The following is a 22,302-nucleotide window of genomic DNA, read 5'->3' on the forward strand; positions in this document are numbered from 1 at the left end:
GCTTTCGCTTAGCGGAACATCGCGCTGATCGATTCGGCATTGCTGATGCGGCGTACCGCTTCAGCCACCACTGGCGCGATGTCCAGTTGGCGAATTCGGCTGCACGACTGGGCGGCGGCCGACAGCGGGATGGTGTTGGTCACCACCAGCTCGTCGAGCACGGAGCCCTCGATGTTCTCGATGGCACGGCCGGACAGGATCGGGTGCGTGCAGTAGGCATAGACCTTGGCCGCGCCATGGTCCTTGAGGGCCTTGGCCGCGTGGCAGAGGGTGCCGGCGGTGTCGACCATGTCGTCGACGAGGATGCAGGTACGACCTTCGATGTCACCGATGATGTGCATCACTTCGGACTGGTTGGCCTTCGGCCGACGCTTGTCGATGATCGCCAGGTCGACGCCGAGGGACTTGGCCACGGCACGGGCGCGGACCACGCCGCCGATGTCGGGGGAGACGATCATCAGGTTCTCGAAGCGCTGGGCCTGGATGTCGTCGACCAGCACCGGCGAGCCGTAGATGTTGTCCACCGGCATGTCGAAGAAACCCTGGATCTGATCGGCGTGCAGGTCGACCGTGAGGACGCGGTTGACGCCGACGACGTCGAGCATGTCGGCCACGACCTTGGCGCTGATCGGTACGCGGGCCGAGCGCGGGCGGCGATCCTGGCGGGCGTAGCCGAAATAGGGCACGACAGCGGTGATGCGGGTCGCCGAGGAGCGGCGGAAGGCATCGGCCATCACCACCAATTCCATCAGGTTGTCGTTGGTGGGTGCGCAGGTCGGCTGGATCAGAAAGACGTCCTTGCCACGAACGTTTTCGTTGATCTCGACACTGATTTCGCCGTCGGAGAACTTTCCGACGTAGGCATCACCGAGGGGGATATGCAGCTGACGTACGACACGCCGGGCCAGATCGGGGTTGGCGTTCCCCGTGAAGACCATCATCTTGGACACGCGCAGTACCTGCCTGAGGGTGGGTCCGATGAATAAAAAGCTGTTCAAAAGGCGAGCTCTTGAACAGCTTCAAGTGTATGGCAGGGGCGGCTGGATTCGAACCAACGCATGCCAGGATCAAAACCTGGTGCCTTACCGCTTGGCGACGCCCCTGTAGGGTCAACTCGAGTGCGCTTGCGATCGTACGAACCTTGGAGGTTATGGCAGGGGCGGCTGGATTCGAACCAACGCATGCCAGGATCAAAACCTGGTGCCTTACCGCTTGGCGACGCCCCTGTATCGTACAACCCGTGTGCTATGCACTCACTTCCTGCGCCAGTCCTTCGAGGCTGCGGTGCAACATCGAGATGTTACGCCCCTGGGCCACGAAACTTGGCAAAGTGTCCGGAAGTTGGCGGCGAACTTTATCAGCCTCGCCTTCGTTTGGGAAGCTCCCAAACACACAAGCTCCAGTGCCAGTCATGCTTGCCGGAACGAATTTGTTCAACAAGCTCAAAGCGTTACGTACTTCGGGGTAGCGCTTTTCGACTACCGGCTGGCAGTCGTTACGACCGCCCCCAGCAAGAAGGCTGCGAACTGTAATGGCCGGGGTATTACGTGTCAACTCCGGGTCGGCAAATATTTCCGCTGTACTAACAGAGACTTGCGGCGCTATCACGAGGTACCAGGGTTCGGGCAGCTCGACCGGCTGGAGGCGCTCGCCGACCCCTTCGGCGAAGGCTGCGCGGCCGCGCACGAACACCGGCACGTCGGCGCCGAGGCTGAGGCCCAGTTCGGCCAGCCGATCTTCTCCGAGATCGAGCCGCCACAGGCGGTCGAGACCGAGCAGGGTGGTGGCGGCGTCGGAACTGCCGCCGCCGATGCCGCCGCCCATGGGCAGGCGCTTGAGCAACTGGATGTCGGCACCCAGTGCGCAACCGCTTTCGCGCTGCAGCAGGCGCGCGGCACGCACGATCAGGTTGCTGTCGTGGTCGACGCCCGGCAGGTCGCTGTGCAGGCGGATCTGGCCGTCGTCGCGCAGGCTGAAGCTGAGCTCGTCACCATGGTCGAGGAACTGGAACAGCGTCTGCAACTCGTGATAGCCATCGGCGTGACGGCCGAGGACGTGCAGCATCAGGTTGAGCTTGGCCGGTGCCGGCAGGGTCAGTGTCTGCATTCAGCGGCCCAGCTGGCGCGGTTGCCAGTCCTTGACCACCAGGGTGATCTGCAGGTCGTGGCCTTGCAGGCGGATGCGCTCGGGCAGGGCGAAGCCGTCGTGCTCGGCGTAGGCCAGGTAGTCGACCTGCCAGCCATCCTGTTCCAGCCGCGCCAGGCGGCTGGCGCCATCCAGGCTCAGGCGGCTGCGGCTGTCCGGTGCGGGCAGCCCGCGCACCCACCAGAGCAGGTGCGAGACCGGCAGCCGCCAGCCGAGCTGCTGTTCCACCAGTGCTTCCGGCGAGGTGGCTTCGAAACGCCCCTGGCCGGCCACTTCCAGCGATACGGCGTCCGGGCGTCCGGTGAGACGGGTGGCGCCGCGGCCCAGCGGGCCGGAGAGACGGATGTCGAAATAGTCCTGGCGCTGCAGCCAGAACAGGGTGCCGCTGCCGGAATCCTGCGGCGCGCGGATGCCGATCTTGCCGCTGATCTGCCAACCGTCGAGGCTGGCGATCTGGCTCTTGTGTGCCTTCCAGGCGGCGGCGTTGCCGGTGCCTTCCACCGATTCGCGCGGGCCGAGCCCGGCGCAACCGGCCAGCAGCAGGGCGAGCAGGGGAACGAGGAGGTTTCTCAGGCTCATGGATCAGGCTTCTCCGAGCCGGTCAGCCGCTTCAGCGTATCGCGCAGAACCTGGCTGTCGGGTTGTTGTTTCAATGCCTCTGACCAGACCGCGCGGGCCTCGCGGCGTTCGCCGCGGGCCCACAGCACTTCGCCGAGGTGCGCGGCCACTTCGTGGTCCGGGAAGCGCTGCAGGGCCTTGCGCAAGTGGCTCTCGGCCTCGGCGAGGTTGCCCAGGCGGAAGTTGACCCAGCCGAGGCTGTCGAGAATCGCCGGGTCTTCCGGGTTGAGCTGGTAGGCCTGTTCGATCAGTTGCAGCGCTTCGTCATGGCGGTCGGTGCGGTCGGCGAGGGTGTAGCCCAGCGCATTGAGCGCCATGGCGTTGTCCGGTTCGCGCTCGATGATGAAGCGCAGGTCGCTTTCCAGTTGCGCCAGGTCGCCACGTTTCTCGGCGAGCATGGCGCGGGTGTAGAGCAGGTTGAGGTCGTCCGGGAATTCCTCGAGCGCCTGTTCGGCCAGCTGCCAGGCCTGTTCGGTGCGATTGTGCTCGGAGAGTGCCTCGATCTCGATCAGATACAGCTGGATGGCATAGTCGGGTTGCTGTTGGCGTGCCTGGGCGAGCAGCGCGGAGGCTTCCTGGTCGCGTTCGCTGGCATACAGCAGCTGGCTCTGCAGCAGCTTGGCCGGCAGATATTCGTTGCCCGCTCCGACCTGCTCCAGTGCCTCCAGCGCCTTGGCCGTGTCACCCATGGCCTGGTAGGCGCGGCCGAGGTTGAAATAAGCGGCATCGACATGGCTGCCGCGCTCGATCAGCTCCTCCAGGTAGACGGTGGCTTCGCGCCAGGCTTCGGCTTCCAGGCAGACCAGTGCCATGGAAAAGCGCAGGTCGTCGTCGGTGGGGTTCTGCTGCACCAGGGTGGCGAATTCGCCCATGGCGTCTTCGAGGCGGTCATGCTCCACCAGCAGGCGGGCGTAGGTCAGGCGCAGGCGCTTGTCTTCCGGGTGCTGGCGCAGGCTTTTTTCCAGCAGCGGCAGCGCCTCGTCGCCGCGTTGCAGGCTGTGCAGCAGGCGGGCTTCGAGCAGGATGGAGGGGATCTGCCGTTCGCGGGCCGGCTGTGCCTGCAGCAGGGCCAGGGCTTCCTCGGTGCGGCCGTCCTGCTGCAGCAGCACCGCCTTGCCGAAGGTCAGCTGTGGGTTGTCCGGATGCTTGGCCAGAAGCTGATCGAAGCTCTGCAGCAGGCCGGCGCGGGTGTCGGGGTCGGTTTCCGCGGCCGACAGGGCGAGGAAGTCGAAATGCGTGTCGCCCTGGCCCTGCAGGACCTTTTCCATGAACTCGAGCGATTGTTCGTAACGGCCGGCGCGTGCCAGTTGCACCGCCGCGGCGCGCTGGGCATCGAGGTTCTCCGGTGCATTGCGGGCCCAGATCAGTGACGTATCCAGCGCCGCCTGATCGGCCCCGAGGTATTCGGCGATGCGAAAGCCGCGCTCGGCGACGCCGGCATCCTGGGTCGCATGGGCCTGCTGGACGTAGTTGCCCAGGGCGATGTCGAAGCGGTTGCGCTGGCCAGCCAGTTCCGCCACCAGCAGGGCGTAGAGCGACTCGCGGCTGAACGAGCCTTGCTCCGTCACGGCAGGCGGGCTCTCCGGCGTCGCGTCCTCGACCGGCGGGCCGCTGTCCGGAGCGCTCTGCATGAAGGTCTGGCAGCCACCGAGAAACAGCAGGGCGGCAAGGGCGACGAGTCTTTTCATAGGGAAATGTACGGCTGGTATGCGGTTGCGGCATGATGACACAAGCCGCCAGGCAAGCCCATGGGCGCCAGGCAGGCACTGCGGATCGGGCTCTGGGAGTCGCGGCGGCACGTCCGATCCATCCGACAATCGAGGGCAGTGGTTGTTCTCCATCTGACGAAGTAGGAGAATTGCGCGCTCCGTTTTCGACTCAGCGATTCTGCATGGCTTTCCTCGCGCTTGGCATCAATCACAAGACCGCTTCGGTGGACGTCCGCGAGCGCGTGGCCTTCACTCCCGAGCAGATGGTCGAGGCCTTGCGACAGCTGTGTCGCGTCACGCCCACGCGCGAGGCGGCGATTCTCTCCACCTGCAACCGCAGCGAGCTCTATCTCCAGCAGGACCAGGTCGAAGCCGACGCCGTGCTGGCCTGGCTGGCCAACTACCATCGCCTCAGCCTCGACGATCTGAAGGCGTGCGCCTATGTGCATGTCGATGATCAGGCCGTACGCCACATGATGCGGGTCGCCTCGGGGCTCGATTCGCTGGTGCTGGGCGAGCCGCAGATCCTCGGCCAGATGAAGTCGGCCTACGCCGTGGCACGCGAGGCCGGCAGCGTCGGCCCGCTGCTGGGGCGGCTGTTCCAGGCGACGTTCAGCACCGCCAAGACCGTGCGCACCGATACCGCGATCGGCGAGAACCCGGTTTCCGTGGCCTTCGCCGCGGTCAGCCTGGCGCGGCAGATCTTCAGCGATCTGCAGCGCAGCCAGGCGCTGCTGATCGGCGCCGGCGAGACCATCACCCTGGTTGCCCGCCACCTGCACGAGCAGGGTGTGAAGAAGATCGTCGTCGCCAACCGTACCCTCGAACGTGCCAGTGCCCTGGCCGCCGAGTTCGGTGCGCAGGCGATCCTGCTCGCCGACATTCCCGAAGAACTGCACAACAGCGACATCGTCATCAGCTCCACTGCCAGCCAGTTGCCGATTCTCGGCAAGGGCGCGGTGGAACAGGCTCTCAAGCGACGCAAGCACAAGCCGATGTTCATGGTCGACATCGCCGTGCCACGCGATATCGAGCCGCAGGTCGGCGAGCTGGACGACGTCTACCTGTATTCCGTCGACGACCTGCATGAAGTGGTCGCGGAGAACCTCAAGAGCCGCCAGGGCGCGGCCCAGGCCGCCGAGGAGCTGGTGGCCGCCGGCACCGACGATTTCATGCAGCGCCTGCGCGAACTGGCCGCGGTGGACGTGCTCAAGGCCTACCGCCAGCATGCCGAGCGGATTCGCGACGAGGAGCTGGGCAAGGCCCAGCGCCTGCTGGCCAACGGCGGCAACGCCGACGAGGTGCTGGCGCAGCTGGCGCGCGGGCTGACCAACAAGCTGCTGCATGCCCCCAGCGTGCAGTTGAAGAAGCTCTCCGCCGAGGGCCGCGTCGAGGCGCTGAGCACGGCCCAGGAACTCTTCGCCCTGCACGAGGGCACGGAAAAACCATGAAAGCTTCGCTGCTGAACAAGCTCGACGTCCTGCAGGACCGTTTCGAGGAACTCACCGCGCTGCTCGGCGATGCGAGGTGATCAGCGAGCAGAACCGTTTCCGCGCCTATTCGCGCGAATACGCCGAGGTCGAGCCGGTGATCGAGGCCTATCGCCAGCTGCGCAAGGTGCAGCAGGACCTCGAGGGCGCGCAGGCGCTGCTCAAGGACAGCGACCCCGATCTGCGCGAGATGGCCGAGCAGGAAGTGGCCGAGGCCAAGGAACAACTGGAGACGCTGGAAGGCAACCTACAGCGCATGCTGCTGCCCAAGGACCCCAACGACGGGCGCAACGTGTTCCTCGAGATCCGCGCCGGCACCGGCGGCGACGAGGCGGCGATCTTCGCCGGCGACCTGTTCCGCATGTATTCGCGCTACGCCGAGAAGCAGGGCTGGCGGGTCGAGATCCTCTCCGAGAGCGAGGGCGAGCACGGCGGCTTCAAGGAAGTGATCTCGCGCGTCGAAGGCGACAACGTCTACGCCAAGCTCAAGTTCGAGTCCGGCGCGCACCGCGTGCAGCGCGTACCGGAAACCGAATCCCAGGGGCGCATCCACACCTCCGCCTGCACCGTGGCGGTGCTGCCGGAGCCGGACGAGCAGGCCGCGGTGGAGATCAACCCGGCCGAGCTGCGGGTGGACACCTACCGCTCCTCCGGCGCCGGTGGCCAGCACGTCAACAAGACCGATTCGGCGATCCGCATCACCCACCTGCCGACCGGCATCGTCGTCGAGTGCCAGGAGGAGCGTTCGCAGCACAAGAACCGCGCCAAGGCCATGGCCTGGCTGGCGGCCAAGCTGCAGGACCGCCAGGATGCCGCGGCGCACAAGGAAATCTCCGAGACGCGCAAGCTGCTGGTCGGCTCCGGCGATCGCTCCGAGCGCATCCGTACCTATAACTTCCCGCAGGGACGGGTCACCGATCATCGCGTCAACCTGACCTTGTATTCGCTCAATGAAGTGATCGGCGGGGCGGTGGAGCAGGTGATCGAGCCGCTGCTGCAGGAATACCAGGCCGATCAGTTGGCCGCGCTGGGGGACTAAGAGCAGCGGCAAGCTGCAAGCCACAAGCTGCAAGTGTAAGAGCTTGAAGCTTGAAGCTTGAAGCTTGAAGCTAACCGCCATGGCTACCATCGAATCCCTGCTGCAAGCGGCCGACCTGCCCGACTCGCCGAGCCCACGGCTGGATGCCGAACTGCTGCTCGCCCACGTGCTCGGCAAGCCGCGCAGCTATCTGCGCACCTGGCCGGAGCACGTGCCGAGCGCCGAGCAGTGCCAGGCCTTCGCCGAATGCCTGCGCCGCCGCCGCGCGGGCGAGCCGGTGGCCTATATCCTTGGTCGCCAGGGCTTCTGGAGCCTGGAGCTGGACGTCGCGCCGCAGACGCTGATTCCGCGCCCGGACACCGAACTGCTGGTGGAAACCGCGCTAGCGCTGCTGCCAGCTACGCCGGCACGGGTGCTCGACCTCGGCACCGGCACCGGCGCGATCGCGCTGGCGCTGGCGGCGGAGCGGCCGGGCTGGCAACTGACCGGCGTCGACCGGGTGGACGAGGCCGTCGCCCTGGCCGAGCGCAACCGGCAGCGCCTCGGCCTGGGCAACGCGCGGTTCGCGGTCAGCCACTGGTTTTCCGCCCTGCAAGGCGAGCGCTACCGGCTGATCGTCAGCAACCCGCCCTATATTCCGGCGACCGACCCGCACCTGCAGCGCGGCGACGTGCGCTTCGAGCCGCGCAGTGCGCTGGTGGCCGGCGCGGACGGGTTGGACGACATCCGCCTGATCGCCGCCCAGGCGCCCGCTCACCTGGAGCCCGGCGGCTGGCTGCTGCTCGAACATGGCTACGATCAGGCCGCCGCGGTGCGCGAACTGCTGGAGACGGCGGGCTTTGGCGAGGTGCAGAGCCGTCGCGACCTCGCCGGGCACGAACGCATCAGCCTGGGCCGCCTGCCATGAATCATTCCGCGAGGTCCTTGCATGCTCAGTGACGAAGAACTGCTGCGCTACAGCCGGCAGATCCTGCTCAAGCAGGTGGATGTCGACGGGCAGCTGCGGCTCAAGCAGAGCCGGGCGCTGATCGTCGGGCTCGGCGGGCTCGGCTCGCCGGTGGCGCTCTACCTGGCGGCGGCCGGTGTTGGCGAGCTGCACCTGGCCGATTTCGACACGCTGGACCTGACCAACCTGCAGCGGCAGATCGCCCACGACAGCCGCTCGCTGGGCCTGCACAAGGTCGACTCGGCCATGGCGCGCCTGGAGGCGCTGAATCCGCACGTGCGGCTGGTGCCGTACCGCAGCGGGCTGGACGCCGATTCCCTCGATGCGGCGGTCGCCGGCGTCGACCTGGTGCTCGACTGCACGGACAATTTCGCCATCCGCGAAGCGGTCAACGCCGCCTGCGTGAAGGCGCAGAAGCCGCTGGTCAGCGGTGCGGCGATCCGCCTCGAGGGGCAGTTGTCGGTGTTCGATCCGCGTGATGCGGCCAGTCCCTGCTACCACTGCCTCTACGGCCACGGCAGCGAGGCCGAGCTGACCTGCAGCGAGGCCGGAGTGATCGGCCCGCTGGTGGGGCTGGTCGGCAGCCTGCAGGCGCTGGAAGCGCTGAAATTGCTGGCCGGCTTCGGCGAGCCGCTGGTGGGCCGGCTGCTGCTGATCGATGCGTTCTCCAGCCGTTTCCGTGAGCTGCGGGTCAAGCGCGATCCCGCCTGCGCCGTCTGCGGGCGCGCCGATGGATAGATGCCCAGCCCCGATCGGGGTGTTCGATTCCGGTGTCGGCGGGCTCTCGGTGCTGCGTGCGATCCGCCAGCGCCTGCCGCAGGAGTCGTTGCTCTATCTGGCCGACAGCGCCCATGTGCCCTACGGCGAGAAAAGCGCCGAGTACATTCGCGAGCGCTGCCGCGCCATCGCGGCCTTTCTCCTCGAACAGGGGGCGAAGGCACTGGTGCTGGCCTGCAACACGGCGACCGCCGCCGGCATCAACGAGTTGCGCGAGCTGTACCCGCACCTGCCGATCATCGGCATGGAGCCGGCGGTCAAGCCGGCCGCCCTGGCGACCCGCAGTGGAGTGGTCGGCGTGCTCGCCACCACCGGCACGCTGAAGAGTGCCCGCTTCGCCGCGTTGCTCGATCGCTTCGCCATGGACGTCCGCGTCATCACCCAGCCCTGTCCCGGGCTGGTCGAGCGCATCGAGGCCGGCGACCTGTGCAGTGCGCAGACGCGCGCGCTGCTTGCCGGCTGGGTCGAGCCGTTGCTGGCGCAGGGCTGCGACACCTTGATCCTGGGCTGCACGCATTACCCCTTCATCAGGCCGCTGCTGACCGAGCTGCTGCCGGCCGACGTTCGCCTGATTGATACGGGTGCGGCGGTCGCGCGACACTTGCATGAGGTGATGGCTGAACGCCATCTTCTCGCCGCTACAGAGGCGCAGCAGCGCTTCTACTGCAGCGGTGATCCGCAGCGAATGGCGCGGGTGCTGCCTATACTTTGGGGTGAAAATGCAGCAGTCGAGTTCTTCGCGGGCTAGGAACTCCCGGCTCGCCTGGTTTTCTCAGACGTTGCGGGCAATAAAAAACCAAAACGAACGCAGTGTTTTTATAAGGAAGTTTCCATGAAAAAACTGTTCTCCTTGGCCGCTGTGGCGGCGCTATCCGTGGGGCAGATAGCGGCCGCTCAAGCGGTGGATTTCACCGCCGCTATCGGTCACACCAGCGAGTCGACCATGACCTATCGGTTGGGCGCCCAGTTCGATTTCGGCACCAGTTGGTTCCAGACCGGCACGGGGCGCCTGACCGGCTACTGGGATGCCGGCTACACCTACTGGGAGGGTGACGACAGCAGCAGTAATCACAGCCTCTCGCTGACGCCGGTATTCGTCTACGAATTCGCCGGGCAGTCGGTCAAGCCGTACCTCGAGGCGGGCATCGGTATCGCTGCGTTCGAAAACACCGAGGTCGAAGGCAACAAGCTCGGCTCGTCGTTCCAGTTCGAGGACCGCATCGGCGCCGGCCTGCGCTTCGCCGGCGGCCACGAAGTGGGGGTGCGGGCGATCCACTACTCCAACGCCGGCCTGAAGCAGCCGAACGATGGCATCGAGACCTACTCGCTGCACTATCGCATGGCGTTCTGAAACAGCCCCTCGTTGACGCTGCAGGGCATGCCGTTCGGCCCTGCAGTGCCTTAGCCGACAGCAGACCCTAACAGTAGGCCGAAGCGCTTCCCCGGCGCTCTTGCAGGCAATCCTCCGAGCCCAGCTCGAATTCCCGGCAGATCAATGGCCGGTTCGCATAGATGGTGCAGCGCATGCTGTCGCGATCGAGCGCCGCGCACCAGCCATCCTCCAGCCGCCGCATGACTTCGCCGCCCCAGGCATCGACCTCGATGAAGCGCTCCGGCACGCCGGTGTCGCCGAACAGCAGCACTTCGAGGCGACAGCAGCAGGCCGCGCAGCTGGAGCAGCTCACGGCGGGGTCGTGCAGCTGCAGATGGGGGATTTCGTTCATCGGCGCAGTGTAGCGAGCCTCACGACATGATTTGCGCATGAATGCCCAACGGCCTGTCTCGACGATGTGAAAACCGATGGCGAGCACCGGCGCCGCGCCGGCTCAAACGCTGTCGTTCAACTGCTTGTTGCGCCAGCCATCGCCGCCGGGCAGCAGCAGGTTGAGCAACAGAGCGATGATCGCGCACAGCGAGATGCCGGAAAGGGTGAACTCGCCATAGCCGACGGCCATGCCGCCGATGCCGAACACCAGGGTCACCGAGACGATGATCAGGTTGCGCGCCTCGGACAGGTCGACCTGGTGACGGATCAGCGTGCTCAGGCCGACCACCGCGATCGAACCGAACAGCAGGCAGAGAATCCCGCCCATCACCGGTACCGGAATGCTCAGCAGCCCGGCGCCGAACTTGCCGATGAAGGCCAGGGCGATGGCGAACACCGCCGCCCAGGTCATGATCTTCGGGTTGTAGTTCTTGGTCAGCATCACGGCGCCGGTGACTTCGGCGTAGGTGGTGTTCGGTGGGCCGCCGAACAGGCCGGCGGCGGAGGTGGCGACACCGTCACCGAGCAGGGTACGGTGCAGGCCGGGCTTCTTGACGTAGTTGTTGCCCGTCACGCTGCCGATGGCTACCACGCCGCCGATGTGCTCGATGGCCGGCGCCAGCGCCACCGGAACCATGAACAGGATGGCACCGAGGTGGAACTCGGGGGCGATGAAGTTGGGCATGGCCAGCCAGGGTGCCGCGGCGATACCGCTGGTATCGACCACGCCGAACGCGAGCGCCAGCCCGTAGCCGACCGCGACGCCGGCCAGGATCGGCACCAGGCGGAACAGGCCCTTGCCCAGCACCGCTACCAGCAGCGTGGTCACCAGGGCGGGCATGGAGATCAGCATGGCCGTCTCGTAGGGAATCAGCTGGGCGCTGCCGTCGCCGGCCTTGCCCATGGCCATGTTCACCGCCACCGGGGAAAGCGCCAGGCCGATGGAGATGATCACCGGTGCGATGACTACCGGCGGCAGCAGGCGGTCGATGAAGCCCGCCCCCTTCAGGCGCACGGCAAACCCCAGCAGGACATACACCAGGCCGGCCGCCACCACGCCACCCATCACCGCCGGCAGACCGAACTCGCCCTTGGCGGCAATGATCGGGGCGATGAAGGCGAAGCTGGAGGCGAGGAACACCGGAACCTGGCGGCGGGTCACTAGCTGGAACAGCAGGGTGCCGAGCCCGGCGGTGAACAGCGCCACATTGGGGTCCATCCCGGTGATCAGCGGCATCAGCACCAGCGCGCCGAAGGCCACGAACAGCATCTGCGCGCCGGCCAGGATCTGGCGGCCGACGGATTCCTCCATGTGCGACATGCTCAGATGTCCTTCTGCTTGGTGCCGAAGATCTTGTCGCCGGCATCGCCGAGGCCCGGCACGATGTAGCCGTTCTCGTCCAGGCGCTGATCGATGGAGGCGGTGTAGATGACGACGTCCGGGTGCGCCTGTTGCACCTTGGCGATGCCTTCCGGTGCGGCGACCAGGACCAGGGCGCGGATTTCCTTGCAGCCGGCCTTCTTCAGCATGTCGATGGTGGCCACCATCGAGCCGCCGGTGGCCAGCATCGGGTCGATGATGATCGCCAGGCGTTGCTCGATTTCCGGGACCAGCTTTTCCAGGTAGGTCTGAGCCTGCAGGGTTTCTTCGTTGCGCGCGATTCCCACCGCGCTGACCTTGGCGCCGGGAATCAGGCTGAGCACGCCGTCGAGCATGCCGATCCCGGCACGCAGGATCGGCACCACGGTGATCTTCTTGCCGGAGATTTTCTCGACCTGGACCGGGCCGCACCAGCCATCGATGCTGTAATGTTCCAGCGGCAGGTCCGAGGTCGCTTCGTAGGTGAGGATCGAGCCGACTTCCTGAGCCAGTTCGCGGAAGTTCTTGGTGCTGATGTCGGCACGACGCATCAGGCCGAGTTTGTGGCGGATCAGCGGGTGGCGGATCTCTCGAATGGGCATGGGGGGCTCCGGCGGGCGAATAAACCGGCTTAGATTAAAGCATCACCGGGTCAGCGGCTATTCGCCTGTCATTCATCCCATGGACTTGCCGCCCGAATGCAGGGTGGGTATCTTCCCCGCCCTTTCGCGGGCGGCTGAAAAGTGGTCCGTTCGGCCAGGTTTTGCGTTGCGCAGGCTATCGACTGCAGCGTGGATCGGCCTGGCGGCCCGCCGGGTTTGCTGGCGTTCCTATCATTCTTGTCTACCACTGGGGAATCGCACCATGTCCGTCGATCTCGCACACATCCGTCAAGTCATGGCAGAAGCAGACTGCCTTTACACCGAGGCGCAGGTCGAAGCGGCTATCGCCGCGGTCGCGCAGCAGATCAACGGCGAACTGGCCGAACGCAACCCGGTAGTGTTCTGCGTGATGAACGGCGGCTTGATCTTTTCCGGCAAGCTGCTGCCCAAGCTGAGCTTCCCGCTGGAGCTGTCCTACTTGCATGCGACCCGTTACCGCAACGAGACCAGTGGCGGCGAGCTGTTCTGGAAGGCCAAGCCGGAAATCTCCTTCATCGACCGCGACGTGCTGATCATCGATGACATCCTGGACGAAGGGCACACGCTGGGGGCGATCATCGATTTCTGCCGTCACGCCGGCGCTTCGGCGGTGCATACCGCCGTGTTGATCGACAAGGATCACCAGCGCAAGGCGCGTCCTGACCTGAAGGCCGACTACGTCGGGCTCAGTTGCATCGATCGCTACATCTTCGGCTATGGCATGGACTACAAGGGCTACTGGCGTAATGCGCCGGGCATCTATGCGGTAAAAGGCATGTGATTCGGGTGATGCCGCCTTTGTAGTAGCCCCGCCCCCGGCAGTGCTCCTTGGCTTTTCGGGCGGGCTTAGAGCCCGCATCGCCGCGGGTCGCGCCTGCCACAGGATCCGCTGATTGCTTGCTGCCTTTACTGCCCTCTGGGGCTATGGCCTTGAGCTTTGGGCGGACCTGCGGCACGCATCGCTCCTAGGGGCACCCCCTGAAACTTCACTGCGGTGTTTCGTTTCGCCCCAACTGGCACCCGAAGTAACGCTCGCTGGCCGCTAGCCTGTCCGCTCCATCTCCGTTCGGGGAGCGCGGCTCCTGCCTCTCGCCCTGCCGGCGCCGGGTCATTCGCCCTGTTTCGGGCGTCGTATCTCCGCCATGAATAGCACTTTAGGCTAACTGGCCGACATTTCTCCCATTTCGCCGGCGCAAAGGCTCTGCGACGGGCTTTGCGGTGCGCGGAATCGAGGCTAATCTCAGGTGAGCCCTGAACGGCATGGCCAGACGAAATCACGCTGAAAGCCACTGCTGGAAAGGTTATTCACACTAAAGGATTACACGCTAAATCAAACCTTAGTGCGCTTAACCCCCTGCCGGCGTCTGGGTAGGGTTGACGCACTTCGAACCAACCAGGAGCGCCTCATGACAAAAACAACAAGGCACGGAGTCTTCCAGCCCAAGTCTCTCGCTCTCGCCATCGCGCTGAGCACCGCCGCCCCGGCCTATGCCATCAACTTCAACATCGGTGAAATCGAAGGCCAGTTCGATTCCTCCCTGTCCATCGGTGCCAGCTGGTCGATGGCCGATCGGGACATGGATCTGGTCGGTGCGGCCAACGGTGGAACGGGCTTTACCCAGACCGGTGACGACGGGCGGTTGAATTTCAAGAAAGGCGAAACGTTTTCCAAGATCTTCAAGGGCGTCCATGACCTGGAGCTGCGCTATCGCGACAGCGGCGCTTTCATCCGGGGCAAATACTGGTACGACTTCGAGCTGAAGGACGAGAGCCGCCTGTTCAAGGACATCAGCGACAGTAACCGCAAGGAAGCTGCGCAGTCGTCGGGGGCGGAGATTCTCGATGCGTTCCTGTACCACAACTACTACTTGGGGGATCTGCCGGGCACCGTACGTGTCGGGCGGCAGGTGGTGAGCTGGGGTGAGAGCACCTTCATCGGCAACAGCATCAACTCGATCAACCCGCTGGATGCCGCCGCGTTCCGCCGGCCGGGCGCCGAGATCAAGGAGGGCCTGATTCCGGTCAACATGCTCTATCTCTCGCAGAGCCTCAGCGACCGCCTGAGCATGGAGGCGTTCTACCAGTTGGAGTGGGACCAGACCATCGTCGATAACTGCGGCACGTTCTTCTCTGGGGCGGACGTGGCGGCGGATGGCTGTGATACTAACTACAACGTGTTAGGGCCATTCCCTGCGGGAGTACCGGGTCTTTTAGGTAGTGTGGGTGTTACGGTCACGGATGAGGGCGTCATGATTCCGCGAGGAGGAGATCGTGATGCACGGGATTCTGGACAGTTCGGTATAGCGCTTCGCTGGCTAGGTGATTCGACCGAATATGGCGCCTATTTCATGAATTATCATAGCCGGACCCCCAATCTGGGTATGACCCATACCGACGCTGCGGGGATTGGTGATGTCTTGACTGCCATCGGTGGAGGCTTTCCGTTAGCGTTGGCTCCGGCAGCGTTGCTAGGGCGGGGCCAGTACTTCCTTGAGTATCCTGAAGATGTTCGCCTTTACGGGCTGAGTTTCTCCACAACGCTACCAACCGGTACAGCCTGGTCTGGTGAAATCAGTTACCGTCCTAACCTTCCAATCCAGATCAACACTACTGATGTGACCTCTCTGCTCGCCAGCGCAGGGCAAATTCTTCAGGGTGGTGGTGATCCGTTTTCAGTGGCAGGCATGGACTTCCACGGATACAACCGTAAGGAAGTCACGCAGCTACAAACGACTTTTACCCACTTCTTCGATCAAGTGCTTGGCGCGGGCCGTATCACTGTTGTTGGTGAAATTGGCTATACCCATGTAGGTGGCTTGGAAAACAAGCGTGATGTTCGCTACGGGCGTGATGCTATTTTCGGTTCTCCGGCTACTAATGCGGACGCTGCAGCGCGTTATGGTTGGGACGGCTTCGTGACTGCTGACTCCTGGGGCTACCGTCTGCGTGCCATCGCTGACTACAACAACGTCTTCGCCGGGATCAACCTCAAGCCCAACCTGTCGTTCTCCCACGATGTGAACGGTTATGGCCCGAACAATCTGTTCGTGGAAGGCTCCAAGGCCGTCAGCATTGGGCTGGATGCCGAATACCAGAACACCTATACCGCTAGCCTGTCCTACACCGACTTCTTCGATGGCGACTACAACACGCTGGTCGATCGCGATTTCCTCGCCTTCAGCGTCGGTGTGAACTTCTAAGGGGGCGATTCCCGAGCGCCCGCACGGTGGAGCATCGGCGGGCGATGCGATACGCAAGGCCTCCGGGCAAAAACAAGATCAAGAGGAACTGGAATCGTATGAAAACAACAAGAAAGCTATTCAGTGTCTTGGCCTTCTCGCTGCTCGCCAGCAGCGTGATGGCCGCTGTCTCTGCGGACGAAGCCGCCAAGCTGGGAACCACCCTGACGCCGCTGGGTGCGGAGAAGGCGGGTAATGCCGATGGCACCATTCCCGAGTGGACCGGCGGCTTGAAGACCGACGCCGCGCCGCTCAAGAGCGGCCATCTGACCAACCCGTTCAAGGATGAGCAGCCCAAGTTCGTCATCACCGCGCAGAACGCCGAGCAGTACAAGGACAAGCTGACCGCCGGCCAGCTGGCCATGTTCAAGCGCTATCCGGATACCTACAAGATCCGGGTGTTTCCGACCCACCGTAGCGTCGCCGTTCCGGACGAGATCTACGCGGCTGCCAAGACCAGCGCCCTGAACACCGAGCTCGTCGAGGGCGGCAACGGTCTGGCCAACTTCACCGAGAGCCGCTACTACGCGTTCCCGATTCCACAGAACGGCCTGGAAGTGGTGTGGAACCACATCACCCGCTATCGCGGTGGCAACGTGCGCCGCAACATCGTCCAGGCGACGCCGCAGACCAATGGCAGCTACACCATGGTCCACTTCGAGGACGAGGTCGCCTTCCCGTCGGGAATGACCGATCTGGATCCGGAGCGCGCCAAGAATGCCCTGCTGTTCTTCAAGCAGAGGGTAACCGCGCCGTCGCGTCTGGCGGGCAACGTGCTGCTGGTGCACGACTCGCTGGACCAGGTGAAGGACCCGCGCCAGGCGTGGATCTACAATGCCGGCCAGCGTCGCGTGCGTCGTGCTCCACAGGTGGCCTACGACGGTCCGGGTACCGCTTCGGATGGTATGCGGACCACCGACAACTTCGACATGTTCAGCGGCGCGCCGGATCGCTACGACTGGAAGCTGGTGGGCAAGAAGGAGCTGTTCGTGCCCTATAACAGCTTCGATATCGCCTCCAGCGACCTCAAGTACGACGACATCATCAAGCCGGCCACGCCAACCAGGATCTGGCGCGCTACGAGCTGCACCGTGTCTGGGAGATCGAAGCCACGCTCAAGAGCGGCGAGCGCAACATCTACGCCAAGCGGCGCTTCTTCGTCGACGAGGACAGCTGGACCATCGTCCAGTCGGAGCTGTACGACGGCCGTGGCCAGCTGTGGCGCGTAGGTGAAGCCCACCTGCTGCAGTACTACCAGCACAAGGTGCCGGCATATGCCTTCGAGGCCCTGTACGACATCATCTCCGGCCGCTACATCGCCATCGGCATGAGCAACGAGGAGAAGCCCCACGAGTACGGCTATCGCGCCTCGGCGCGGGACTTCACGCCTGCGGCGCTGCGCAATGCGGGGTGCGTTGATCCCGGGGCATTTCGTCGATGAATAAAGGCGGCCAATTGGCCGCCTTTTTTTCTGCCTCGAACAAGCGGATGATAATTTTCGTTCATTCGGCTTGCAGCCAGTCGGTGCGGCAGCTGAGCGGCACGGGTCGACAAAGCGGTGCAATTGCTGCAGCGTTGCATCCCGCGATGTCGGCATGAGCGGGCATCGCCGTCGTGATCGGGCCGCAAGGTCCGGTCGATGGCGTGCGCTGTGTTTCAATGGATTGATTCGAACAAGAGAACCATTGCCATGTCCGTACGCTTCATTCCTGATGCGCTCAGCGCAGAGGCTGGCGCTCAGGGGCAAGTCGCTACGATTCCACGTCTGCCACCTGTCCACATACCGCGGCCGAGGTTGATCGAGGCGCTACTGGCTGCCGATTGCCGGTTGCGCCTGATCTGTGCCCCCGCCGGCTTCGGCAAGACCGTGCTGATGAGCGAGTGCGCCCGCCTGGTCCCGGCGGATACGCAGTTGATATGGCTTGACCTGGGCGGACGTACCTGCTCCCCCGAGGCGTTGCACGCCCAGTTGGCTGTCGCGTTGTCGGAAAGCCTGGAGCGCGACGCCAGTGTCCAGGACGGGCTGTTGGCCTTGTTGCGCAGCGCCCGGCAGCCGCTGTGGATCATGCTGGACGACTATCCGCGTGAGCGCAGCCCCGAACTCGATGCCTGCCTCGATATGCTGCTGGACATGGGGCCGGCCTCGGTCAGCTGGTGGGTGACCAGCCGCCGCCAGCCGGCCTGGAAGCTGCCGAGGCTCTTGTTGCAGGGCCATCTGTTCGAACTGGAGGCGGAGGCCCTGGCACTGACTTCGGCGGAGCTCGAACAGCTGCTCAAGATGCACCGGTTGGCGCTGCCGCGCGAGAGCTTCCAGCAACTGCTCGGCGGTACCGAAGGCTGGCCGGCGGGCGTCTGCCTGATGCTGCTCAATGCCGATGAACAGGCGCTGCGCGAGCGCCTGGTCGCCGGCACGCCACTGCTGCGCGACTACGTGCAGCGCGAGGTGCTGGCGGGGCAGAGTGATGAAGTCCGGCGAGCCTTGATGGCGCTGGCGCGCATGCCACGCTTCTCCGCGGAGCTTTGCGACCACGTGCTCGACGGTGTGGGCAGCGACATTCTCGATGTGCTCAAGACGTTCCAGCTGTTCATCCGGCAGATCGACAACTGCGGCGAGTGGTTCCGCCTGTGGAAGCCGCTGGCGCTGATGCTGCAGCGCTCCAGCGAGGCGGTCTCGCCGACCCAGGTGCACCTGCGCGCCTGCCAGTGGTTCGCCAGTCGCGGCGAGATGCGCGAAGCCGTGGAGCATGCATTGTGGGCGGGGCAGCCGGAGGTGGCCGCCAACTACCTGCAGCGCTACGGGCAGGAACAACTGCTGATCGGTGACAACGTCTCGCATTTTCTCAAGTGGCGCAGCGAGCTGCCCCAGGACCTGTTCGCCAGCACCACGCGGCTGATCGTGCTGCAGGGCTGGGCGTTGATCGTCTCGGCGCGCCTCGATGAGGTGGATGAGTGCCTGGCCGAACTGGCCAAGTTCTTTCCCCAGCCGGACGCCCGGCGCCAGGCCCAGCTGCTGGCGCAATGGCAGGCGTTACGGGGCTTCCTGGCGCGCCTGCGGGGTGAGCCGGAGGCGCGCGAGAATTGTCTGCAGGCGCTCGAAGTCCTGTCCGATCATGCCTGGGCGCAGCGCGTGTTGTGCTACCAGGCGTTGACGCAGCAGGCGATGGCCGAGGGCGAGCTGGAGCTGGCGCAGCACTACAACAGCGAGGGCATGAAGCTCGCGCGGCTCAAGGGGAGCGTGCTCTACGAAGTGATGCTCAGCGTCGATCGCATCCAGTTGCTCGAACTTACCGGCGAATTCGAGCGCGCCGTTGGCGTATTGGACGAGGCCCTGCAGGCGCTGCGCGAAACGGTGCGCCATAGCCCGATCATCGGCCGGCTGCAGCTCCTGCAGGGCCACCTGCTGGCTTATCAGGGGCTCGATGAGCCCGCCCAGGAGGCGTACCAGCGCGGCAAGGTGGAGACGGAAACCTGCGGCGATTCGTACTGCTTCTTCGGCTATGTCGGGCTTGCGGAACTGGCCGCGCGCAACCAGGAGTTTTCCTGCGCCTATCACTGGCTGCGCGAGGCCGAGCGGCTTACGCAGTGGCGGCATGTGCCGGAGGCGCGCTTTCGCGGCATCCTGCTGCTGATTACCGGCGTCGCCTGGTTGCACCAGGGCGAGTTGCGCAAGGCACGTGCGGTGCTGTGCCAGGTATTGGAGCTCTACGAGGGCAAGGGCTATCTGGCGCCATCGGGCTTCTACGAACTGCTGCCAAGGCTGCGCCGCTACCTGGCGGTGATCGATGTGCTCGAGGGGCATCCGGAGCGGGCGATCATGGCGTTGCGTGGGCAGGTCGAGCAGAACCTGCGTGCGCAGCGCCTGGGGCTGGCGTGCGAGTGCCGCTTCACGCTGGCGGAGGCGCTGCAGGCCAGCGGCCAGACGGCCGAGGCGGAACAGGAGTTGCGCCTGGCGCTCGGCGAAGCGGCCCGCCAGCAGCTGGTCAAGCCGTTGTACGAGCTGGAGCATCGCCAGCCTCTCTGGCTGGCGCGCGTCATGCCGCTGCCGCCAAGGGCGAGTCGTTGCGCGATCGCTTGTTGCAATACGAGCGCGAGCCGGATGAAGCGGGGCCGGTGCCCGACAATCTGCTGCTGAGCAACCGTGAGCTGACCGTGTTGCGTCTGATCGCCCAGGGCTGTTCGAACCAGGAGATCGCCGAGCAGCTGTTCATTTCGCTGCACACGGTCAAGACCCATGCGCGCCGGATCAACACCAAGCTGGGAGTCGCGCGCCGAACGCAGGCGGTGGCCAAGGCCAAGACGCTGGCTTGGCTCTGACGGTCGCCGATGCCGTGCCGCCGGTCTGCTTGCAGGCACGGCGGCACGCTGCACACCCTCGAGGGGCGACAGACGGAAGGGGTGGGGCGTTCTTGTTTTTGTGGCGCTGAAACGCGGACGGTACGGCAGCCTGCAGGCAATCAGGCGAGGCGTTACAGGGCGGCGGGCTGGAGCCTTTCGCCCGGTATGGCTGGGGCCTGCTCGCCGCGCTCGATGGCGAGGCTGAATTGCAGGCTGGTGATCAAGCGTTGCAACTGTTGCTGGTCCCGCCATTGCTCGGCGCTGATGAAGCGCTTCACGGCCACCCCCTCGGCTCCGGTCAGGTCAGTAGAATGCTGCCGTCCGGTTTCTCGATGCTGAAGTTGACGTTGTAGTGGGGACGAAACACATCGCTGATCTTCTGGAATGAGCTGGTCATGCCTGAGTACCTGTGTGAGGGGCTGCCAGCAATGGACCCGGCAAGACGGTGACAAGTTTCCCGTGTGCGACGAGGGCCTGACCCGAGGCCAACCGCCATGGCGCGTCCTGCCTGGCGGCCCTTCTTCGCTCAGGCTGTCTCGCCCGGCAATTCGGAAAGGGCGTCGGGGTTGTTCTTGAAGGCCTTGGCGAACTGTTCGCGGTGCCTGGCCATGTAGATGCCGAGGTCTTCGGCCTGCTGTTCGCTCAGCGTGGGCGATGCATGCCGCAACACTGCCGCCAGCGCTTCGGCGAGCTCCAGCATCTTGTCGTGACGATCGGCTTCTGCTTTATCCATGAACAAACGCTCCAGGTCCCGGCTGCTGCGGTACACCACTTCGACGGCCATTTACCACCTCGGTCAATTGGCAGAAATATACTGTTTGTTTGTACAGTGTAAGCCGGCCGGGCGAAGATGAACAGCGCCCGTGCGCAGCGAAGGTCGCGTCAGTTGGCGAAACGGCCCTGCAGGCGTTCGGCGCGAAATTCCAGCGTGGCGGCGCGATAACCGCTGCGCAGCGGCGGCAAGGGCAGGCAGGATTCCCAGTGCGCACCGCTCTGCAAATCGCCGGGCCCTTGATAGGTCGGGGCCTCGAAGGTGGCGCGTGCCAGGTTGGTGCGCGAGCCCGGCGCATAGGCGGCGACCTCCCAGCGCAGCTCCTGCAGGGGCTTGTCGCTGTGGTTGTGCAGGCTCGTGTACAGCGGCTGGGCACCGGGGCAGCGCTCGGGGGCATAGACCAGGCGCAACTCGAGCTGGGCCAGCAACTGTTCTTCACGATGCTCTTGCCAGAGCACCCAGCCGGCAATCAGTACCAGGCCCAGCGCGGCCCCCAACGAGACGGGCACCGCTCTGAGCGGGTAGCGAATCAGCAGTATCAGCCAGGTGAGGACGAGCAGGGCGCCAATCAGCATGGTCGGATTCCGGGAGTCGGGTAGCCGGGGGCTGTGGATGGTTCGGCGCAGGCCTTTGGAGTCCGGCGTGGCCGCGAGCGAAACGCCAGCCGACCCTGGGCACGGATGCTGCCCCGCGATGGCCGATGCACGGCACCGGCGGGACGGATCTCAGGCGTCATGCTGGGCATGGCTGGCCAGGCGTTCCAGGGCGGCGCGCAGTTTGGGGTCGCGGATACCCTGGGCGGCGGCCTGGATGCTGTCGGCGGCGTTGCTGGAAAGCGGCTGGGTGCGGGGCGGCATATGCCGCGGCGGTGGCGCTGGCTGCACTTTGATCTGGATGCGGGCCAGCCCGGCAAACTCCTCGAACGCTTGCAGCTGACGCAGCAGGCGACGCTGCTGGTAGCGCAGGCGCGTCGCCCAGTGGCCATCGGTGACGATCAGCAGCAGACTGCCCTCGCGCCAGGTGGCCACGCGGCAATGCTCGCGCGCCGCCGGCTGCAGCTGGCTTTCCAGCAGTTGCTGCAGGCGGTCGAGTCGCAGGGCTTCCCCGAATAGTGCTCTGAGCGGCTTCGCCTCGCGCAGCAGGGCGGCGGGAGCGCGGGCCGGCGACGGACGAAAGGCCATGGCGGTATGTCTTGAACGCAGGAGCCGACATGGTAGCAGAAGCTTTCGCGCCATCGCGCCGATGCTTCCAGGCCGGTCATGGTCGATGCGCCGCTGCCCGTTTCGGGCCGGCCAGTCCGGCGAGCTCCGGTGGCGGCGATGACCATGCGGTCAAGCGCCGGTGGCTTCGCGGCGTCGCCGGGCTGCGCGGTCAGGCACCTTTCCTCACTGTCGTTTCCGAGTAGAATGGCCGCTTTGCACGCAGCCGTGAGGTCCACGGCCGTGCCTCCATCCCCAGCATGGAAG

At 64.9% G+C, this 22,302-nt stretch carries 17 protein-coding genes, 2 tRNA genes and 4 pseudogenes; 10 read left to right on the plus strand and 13 right to left on the minus strand.

Going from position 1 to position 22,302, the window contains the following annotated elements:
* Nucleotides 1–8: 8 nt before the first annotated feature.
* From BAY1663_RS12205 to BAY1663_RS12230, 6 genes are all read right to left on the minus strand, one after another.
* Nucleotides 9–950: a ribose-phosphate pyrophosphokinase gene (locus BAY1663_RS12205; RefSeq protein ID WP_037041197.1), complete on the minus strand. Its 942-nt coding sequence runs from the start codon at nt 948–950 to the stop codon at nt 9–11.
* 78 nt (nt 951–1,028) lie between these two features.
* Nucleotides 1,029–1,103: transfer RNA gene (locus BAY1663_RS12210), tRNA-Gln, on the minus strand.
* A 48-nt stretch (nt 1,104–1,151) separates the two neighbouring features.
* Nucleotides 1,152–1,226: transfer RNA gene (locus BAY1663_RS12215), tRNA-Gln, on the minus strand.
* A 19-nt stretch (nt 1,227–1,245) separates the two neighbouring features.
* The gene (gene ispE / locus BAY1663_RS12220) at nt 1,246–2,106 is read right to left on the minus strand and encodes a 4-(cytidine 5'-diphospho)-2-C-methyl-D-erythritol kinase (protein ID WP_037041133.1); all 861 of its coding nucleotides are present in this window, start codon (nt 2,104–2,106) and stop codon (nt 1,246–1,248) included.
* Nucleotides 2,107–2,724, minus strand: a complete 618-nt coding sequence (gene lolB / locus BAY1663_RS12225) for a lipoprotein insertase outer membrane protein LolB (protein WP_037041136.1) — start codon at nt 2,722–2,724, stop codon at nt 2,107–2,109.
* Nucleotides 2,721–4,451: a tetratricopeptide repeat protein gene (locus BAY1663_RS12230; RefSeq protein ID WP_037041139.1), complete on the minus strand. Its 1,731-nt coding sequence runs from the start codon at nt 4,449–4,451 to the stop codon at nt 2,721–2,723. Before BAY1663_RS12230 ends, lolB begins: the two co-directional genes overlap by 4 nt.
* Before the next feature lie 203 nt (nt 4,452–4,654).
* Between BAY1663_RS12230 and hemA the strand changes: the two genes are divergently transcribed.
* From hemA to BAY1663_RS12260, 6 genes and pseudogenes are all read left to right on the plus strand, one after another.
* Nucleotides 4,655–5,923: a glutamyl-tRNA reductase gene (gene hemA, locus BAY1663_RS12235; protein ID WP_037041143.1), complete on the plus strand. Its 1,269-nt coding sequence runs from the start codon at nt 4,655–4,657 to the stop codon at nt 5,921–5,923.
* Nucleotides 5,920–7,001, plus strand: a pseudogene (gene prfA / locus BAY1663_RS12240) (peptide chain release factor 1). Before hemA ends, prfA begins: the two are co-directional and overlap by 4 nt.
* 79 nt (nt 7,002–7,080) lie before the next feature.
* Nucleotides 7,081–7,908: a peptide chain release factor N(5)-glutamine methyltransferase gene (gene prmC, locus BAY1663_RS12245; protein ID WP_037041149.1), complete on the plus strand. Its 828-nt coding sequence runs from the start codon at nt 7,081–7,083 to the stop codon at nt 7,906–7,908.
* 21 nt (nt 7,909–7,929) lie between these two features.
* Nucleotides 7,930–8,685 (plus strand): molybdopterin-synthase adenylyltransferase MoeB, encoded by a 756-nt coding sequence (locus tag BAY1663_RS12250; RefSeq protein ID WP_037041151.1) that lies wholly within the window; start codon nt 7,930–7,932, stop codon nt 8,683–8,685.
* Nucleotides 8,678–9,472, plus strand: a complete 795-nt coding sequence (murI, locus tag BAY1663_RS12255) for a glutamate racemase (RefSeq protein WP_037041154.1) — start codon at nt 8,678–8,680, stop codon at nt 9,470–9,472. The genes BAY1663_RS12250 and murI overlap by 8 nt, the downstream gene beginning before the upstream one ends.
* Before the next feature lie 84 nt (nt 9,473–9,556).
* Nucleotides 9,557–10,075 (plus strand): acyloxyacyl hydrolase, encoded by a 519-nt coding sequence (locus tag BAY1663_RS12260; protein ID WP_037041158.1) that lies wholly within the window; start codon nt 9,557–9,559, stop codon nt 10,073–10,075.
* 67 nt (nt 10,076–10,142) lie between these two features.
* Here the strand turns inward: BAY1663_RS12260 and BAY1663_RS12265 are convergent, their stop codons facing one another.
* The 3 genes from BAY1663_RS12265 to upp all read right to left on the minus strand — a co-directional run bounded on the left by BAY1663_RS12265 (nt 10,143) and on the right by upp (nt 12,451).
* Nucleotides 10,143–10,448, minus strand: a complete 306-nt coding sequence (locus BAY1663_RS12265) for a YkgJ family cysteine cluster protein (protein WP_037041162.1) — start codon at nt 10,446–10,448, stop codon at nt 10,143–10,145.
* A 102-nt stretch (nt 10,449–10,550) separates the two neighbouring features.
* Nucleotides 10,551–11,810 carry a uracil-xanthine permease family protein gene (locus BAY1663_RS12270; RefSeq protein ID WP_037041165.1) on the minus strand — a complete coding sequence of 420 codons (1,260 nt, stop codon included), beginning with the start codon at nt 11,808–11,810 and terminating at the stop codon, nt 10,551–10,553.
* 2 nt (nt 11,811–11,812) lie between these two features.
* Nucleotides 11,813–12,451, minus strand: coding sequence for a uracil phosphoribosyltransferase (upp, locus tag BAY1663_RS12275; RefSeq protein ID WP_037041170.1), 639 nt, complete (start codon nt 12,449–12,451; stop codon nt 11,813–11,815).
* A gap of 262 nt (nt 12,452–12,713) precedes the next feature.
* Between upp and BAY1663_RS12280 the strand changes: the two genes are divergently transcribed.
* The 4 genes and pseudogenes from BAY1663_RS12280 to BAY1663_RS12295 all read left to right on the plus strand — a co-directional run bounded on the left by BAY1663_RS12280 (nt 12,714) and on the right by BAY1663_RS12295 (nt 20,043).
* Nucleotides 12,714–13,271, plus strand: coding sequence for a hypoxanthine-guanine phosphoribosyltransferase (locus BAY1663_RS12280; RefSeq protein ID WP_037041172.1), 558 nt, complete (start codon nt 12,714–12,716; stop codon nt 13,269–13,271).
* 625 nt (nt 13,272–13,896) lie between these two features.
* A complete protein-coding gene (locus BAY1663_RS12285) occupies nt 13,897–15,690 on the plus strand; it encodes a DUF1302 domain-containing protein (protein WP_037041175.1) in 1,794 nt (597 codons plus the stop codon).
* A gap of 98 nt (nt 15,691–15,788) precedes the next feature.
* Nucleotides 15,789–17,170: pseudogene (locus BAY1663_RS12290) on the plus strand (DUF1329 domain-containing protein).
* A gap of 249 nt (nt 17,171–17,419) precedes the next feature.
* Nucleotides 17,420–20,043: pseudogene (locus tag BAY1663_RS12295) on the plus strand (LuxR C-terminal-related transcriptional regulator).
* Nucleotides 20,044–20,195: 152 nt separating this feature from the next.
* Here BAY1663_RS12295 and BAY1663_RS12300 read toward each other — a convergent pair.
* From BAY1663_RS12300 to BAY1663_RS12315, 4 genes and pseudogenes are all read right to left on the minus strand, one after another.
* A pseudogene (locus tag BAY1663_RS12300) lies at nt 20,196–20,461 on the minus strand (DUF3509 domain-containing protein).
* A 129-nt stretch (nt 20,462–20,590) separates the two neighbouring features.
* Nucleotides 20,591–20,848, minus strand: a complete 258-nt coding sequence (locus tag BAY1663_RS12305; protein ID WP_037041179.1) for a YebG family protein — start codon at nt 20,846–20,848, stop codon at nt 20,591–20,593.
* Between the two features lie 98 nt (nt 20,849–20,946).
* Nucleotides 20,947–21,411, minus strand: a complete 465-nt coding sequence (locus BAY1663_RS12310) for a hypothetical protein (RefSeq protein ID WP_037041182.1) — start codon at nt 21,409–21,411, stop codon at nt 20,947–20,949.
* A 150-nt stretch (nt 21,412–21,561) separates the two neighbouring features.
* The gene (locus BAY1663_RS12315; RefSeq protein ID WP_037041185.1) at nt 21,562–22,017 is read right to left on the minus strand and encodes a DciA family protein; all 456 of its coding nucleotides are present in this window, start codon (nt 22,015–22,017) and stop codon (nt 21,562–21,564) included.
* Nucleotides 22,018–22,302: the final 285 nt, after the last annotated feature.

Source organism: Pseudomonas sp. BAY1663 (assembly GCF_000582595.1).
Classification (GTDB): domain Bacteria; phylum Pseudomonadota; class Gammaproteobacteria; order Pseudomonadales; family Pseudomonadaceae; genus Stutzerimonas; species Stutzerimonas stutzeri_AF.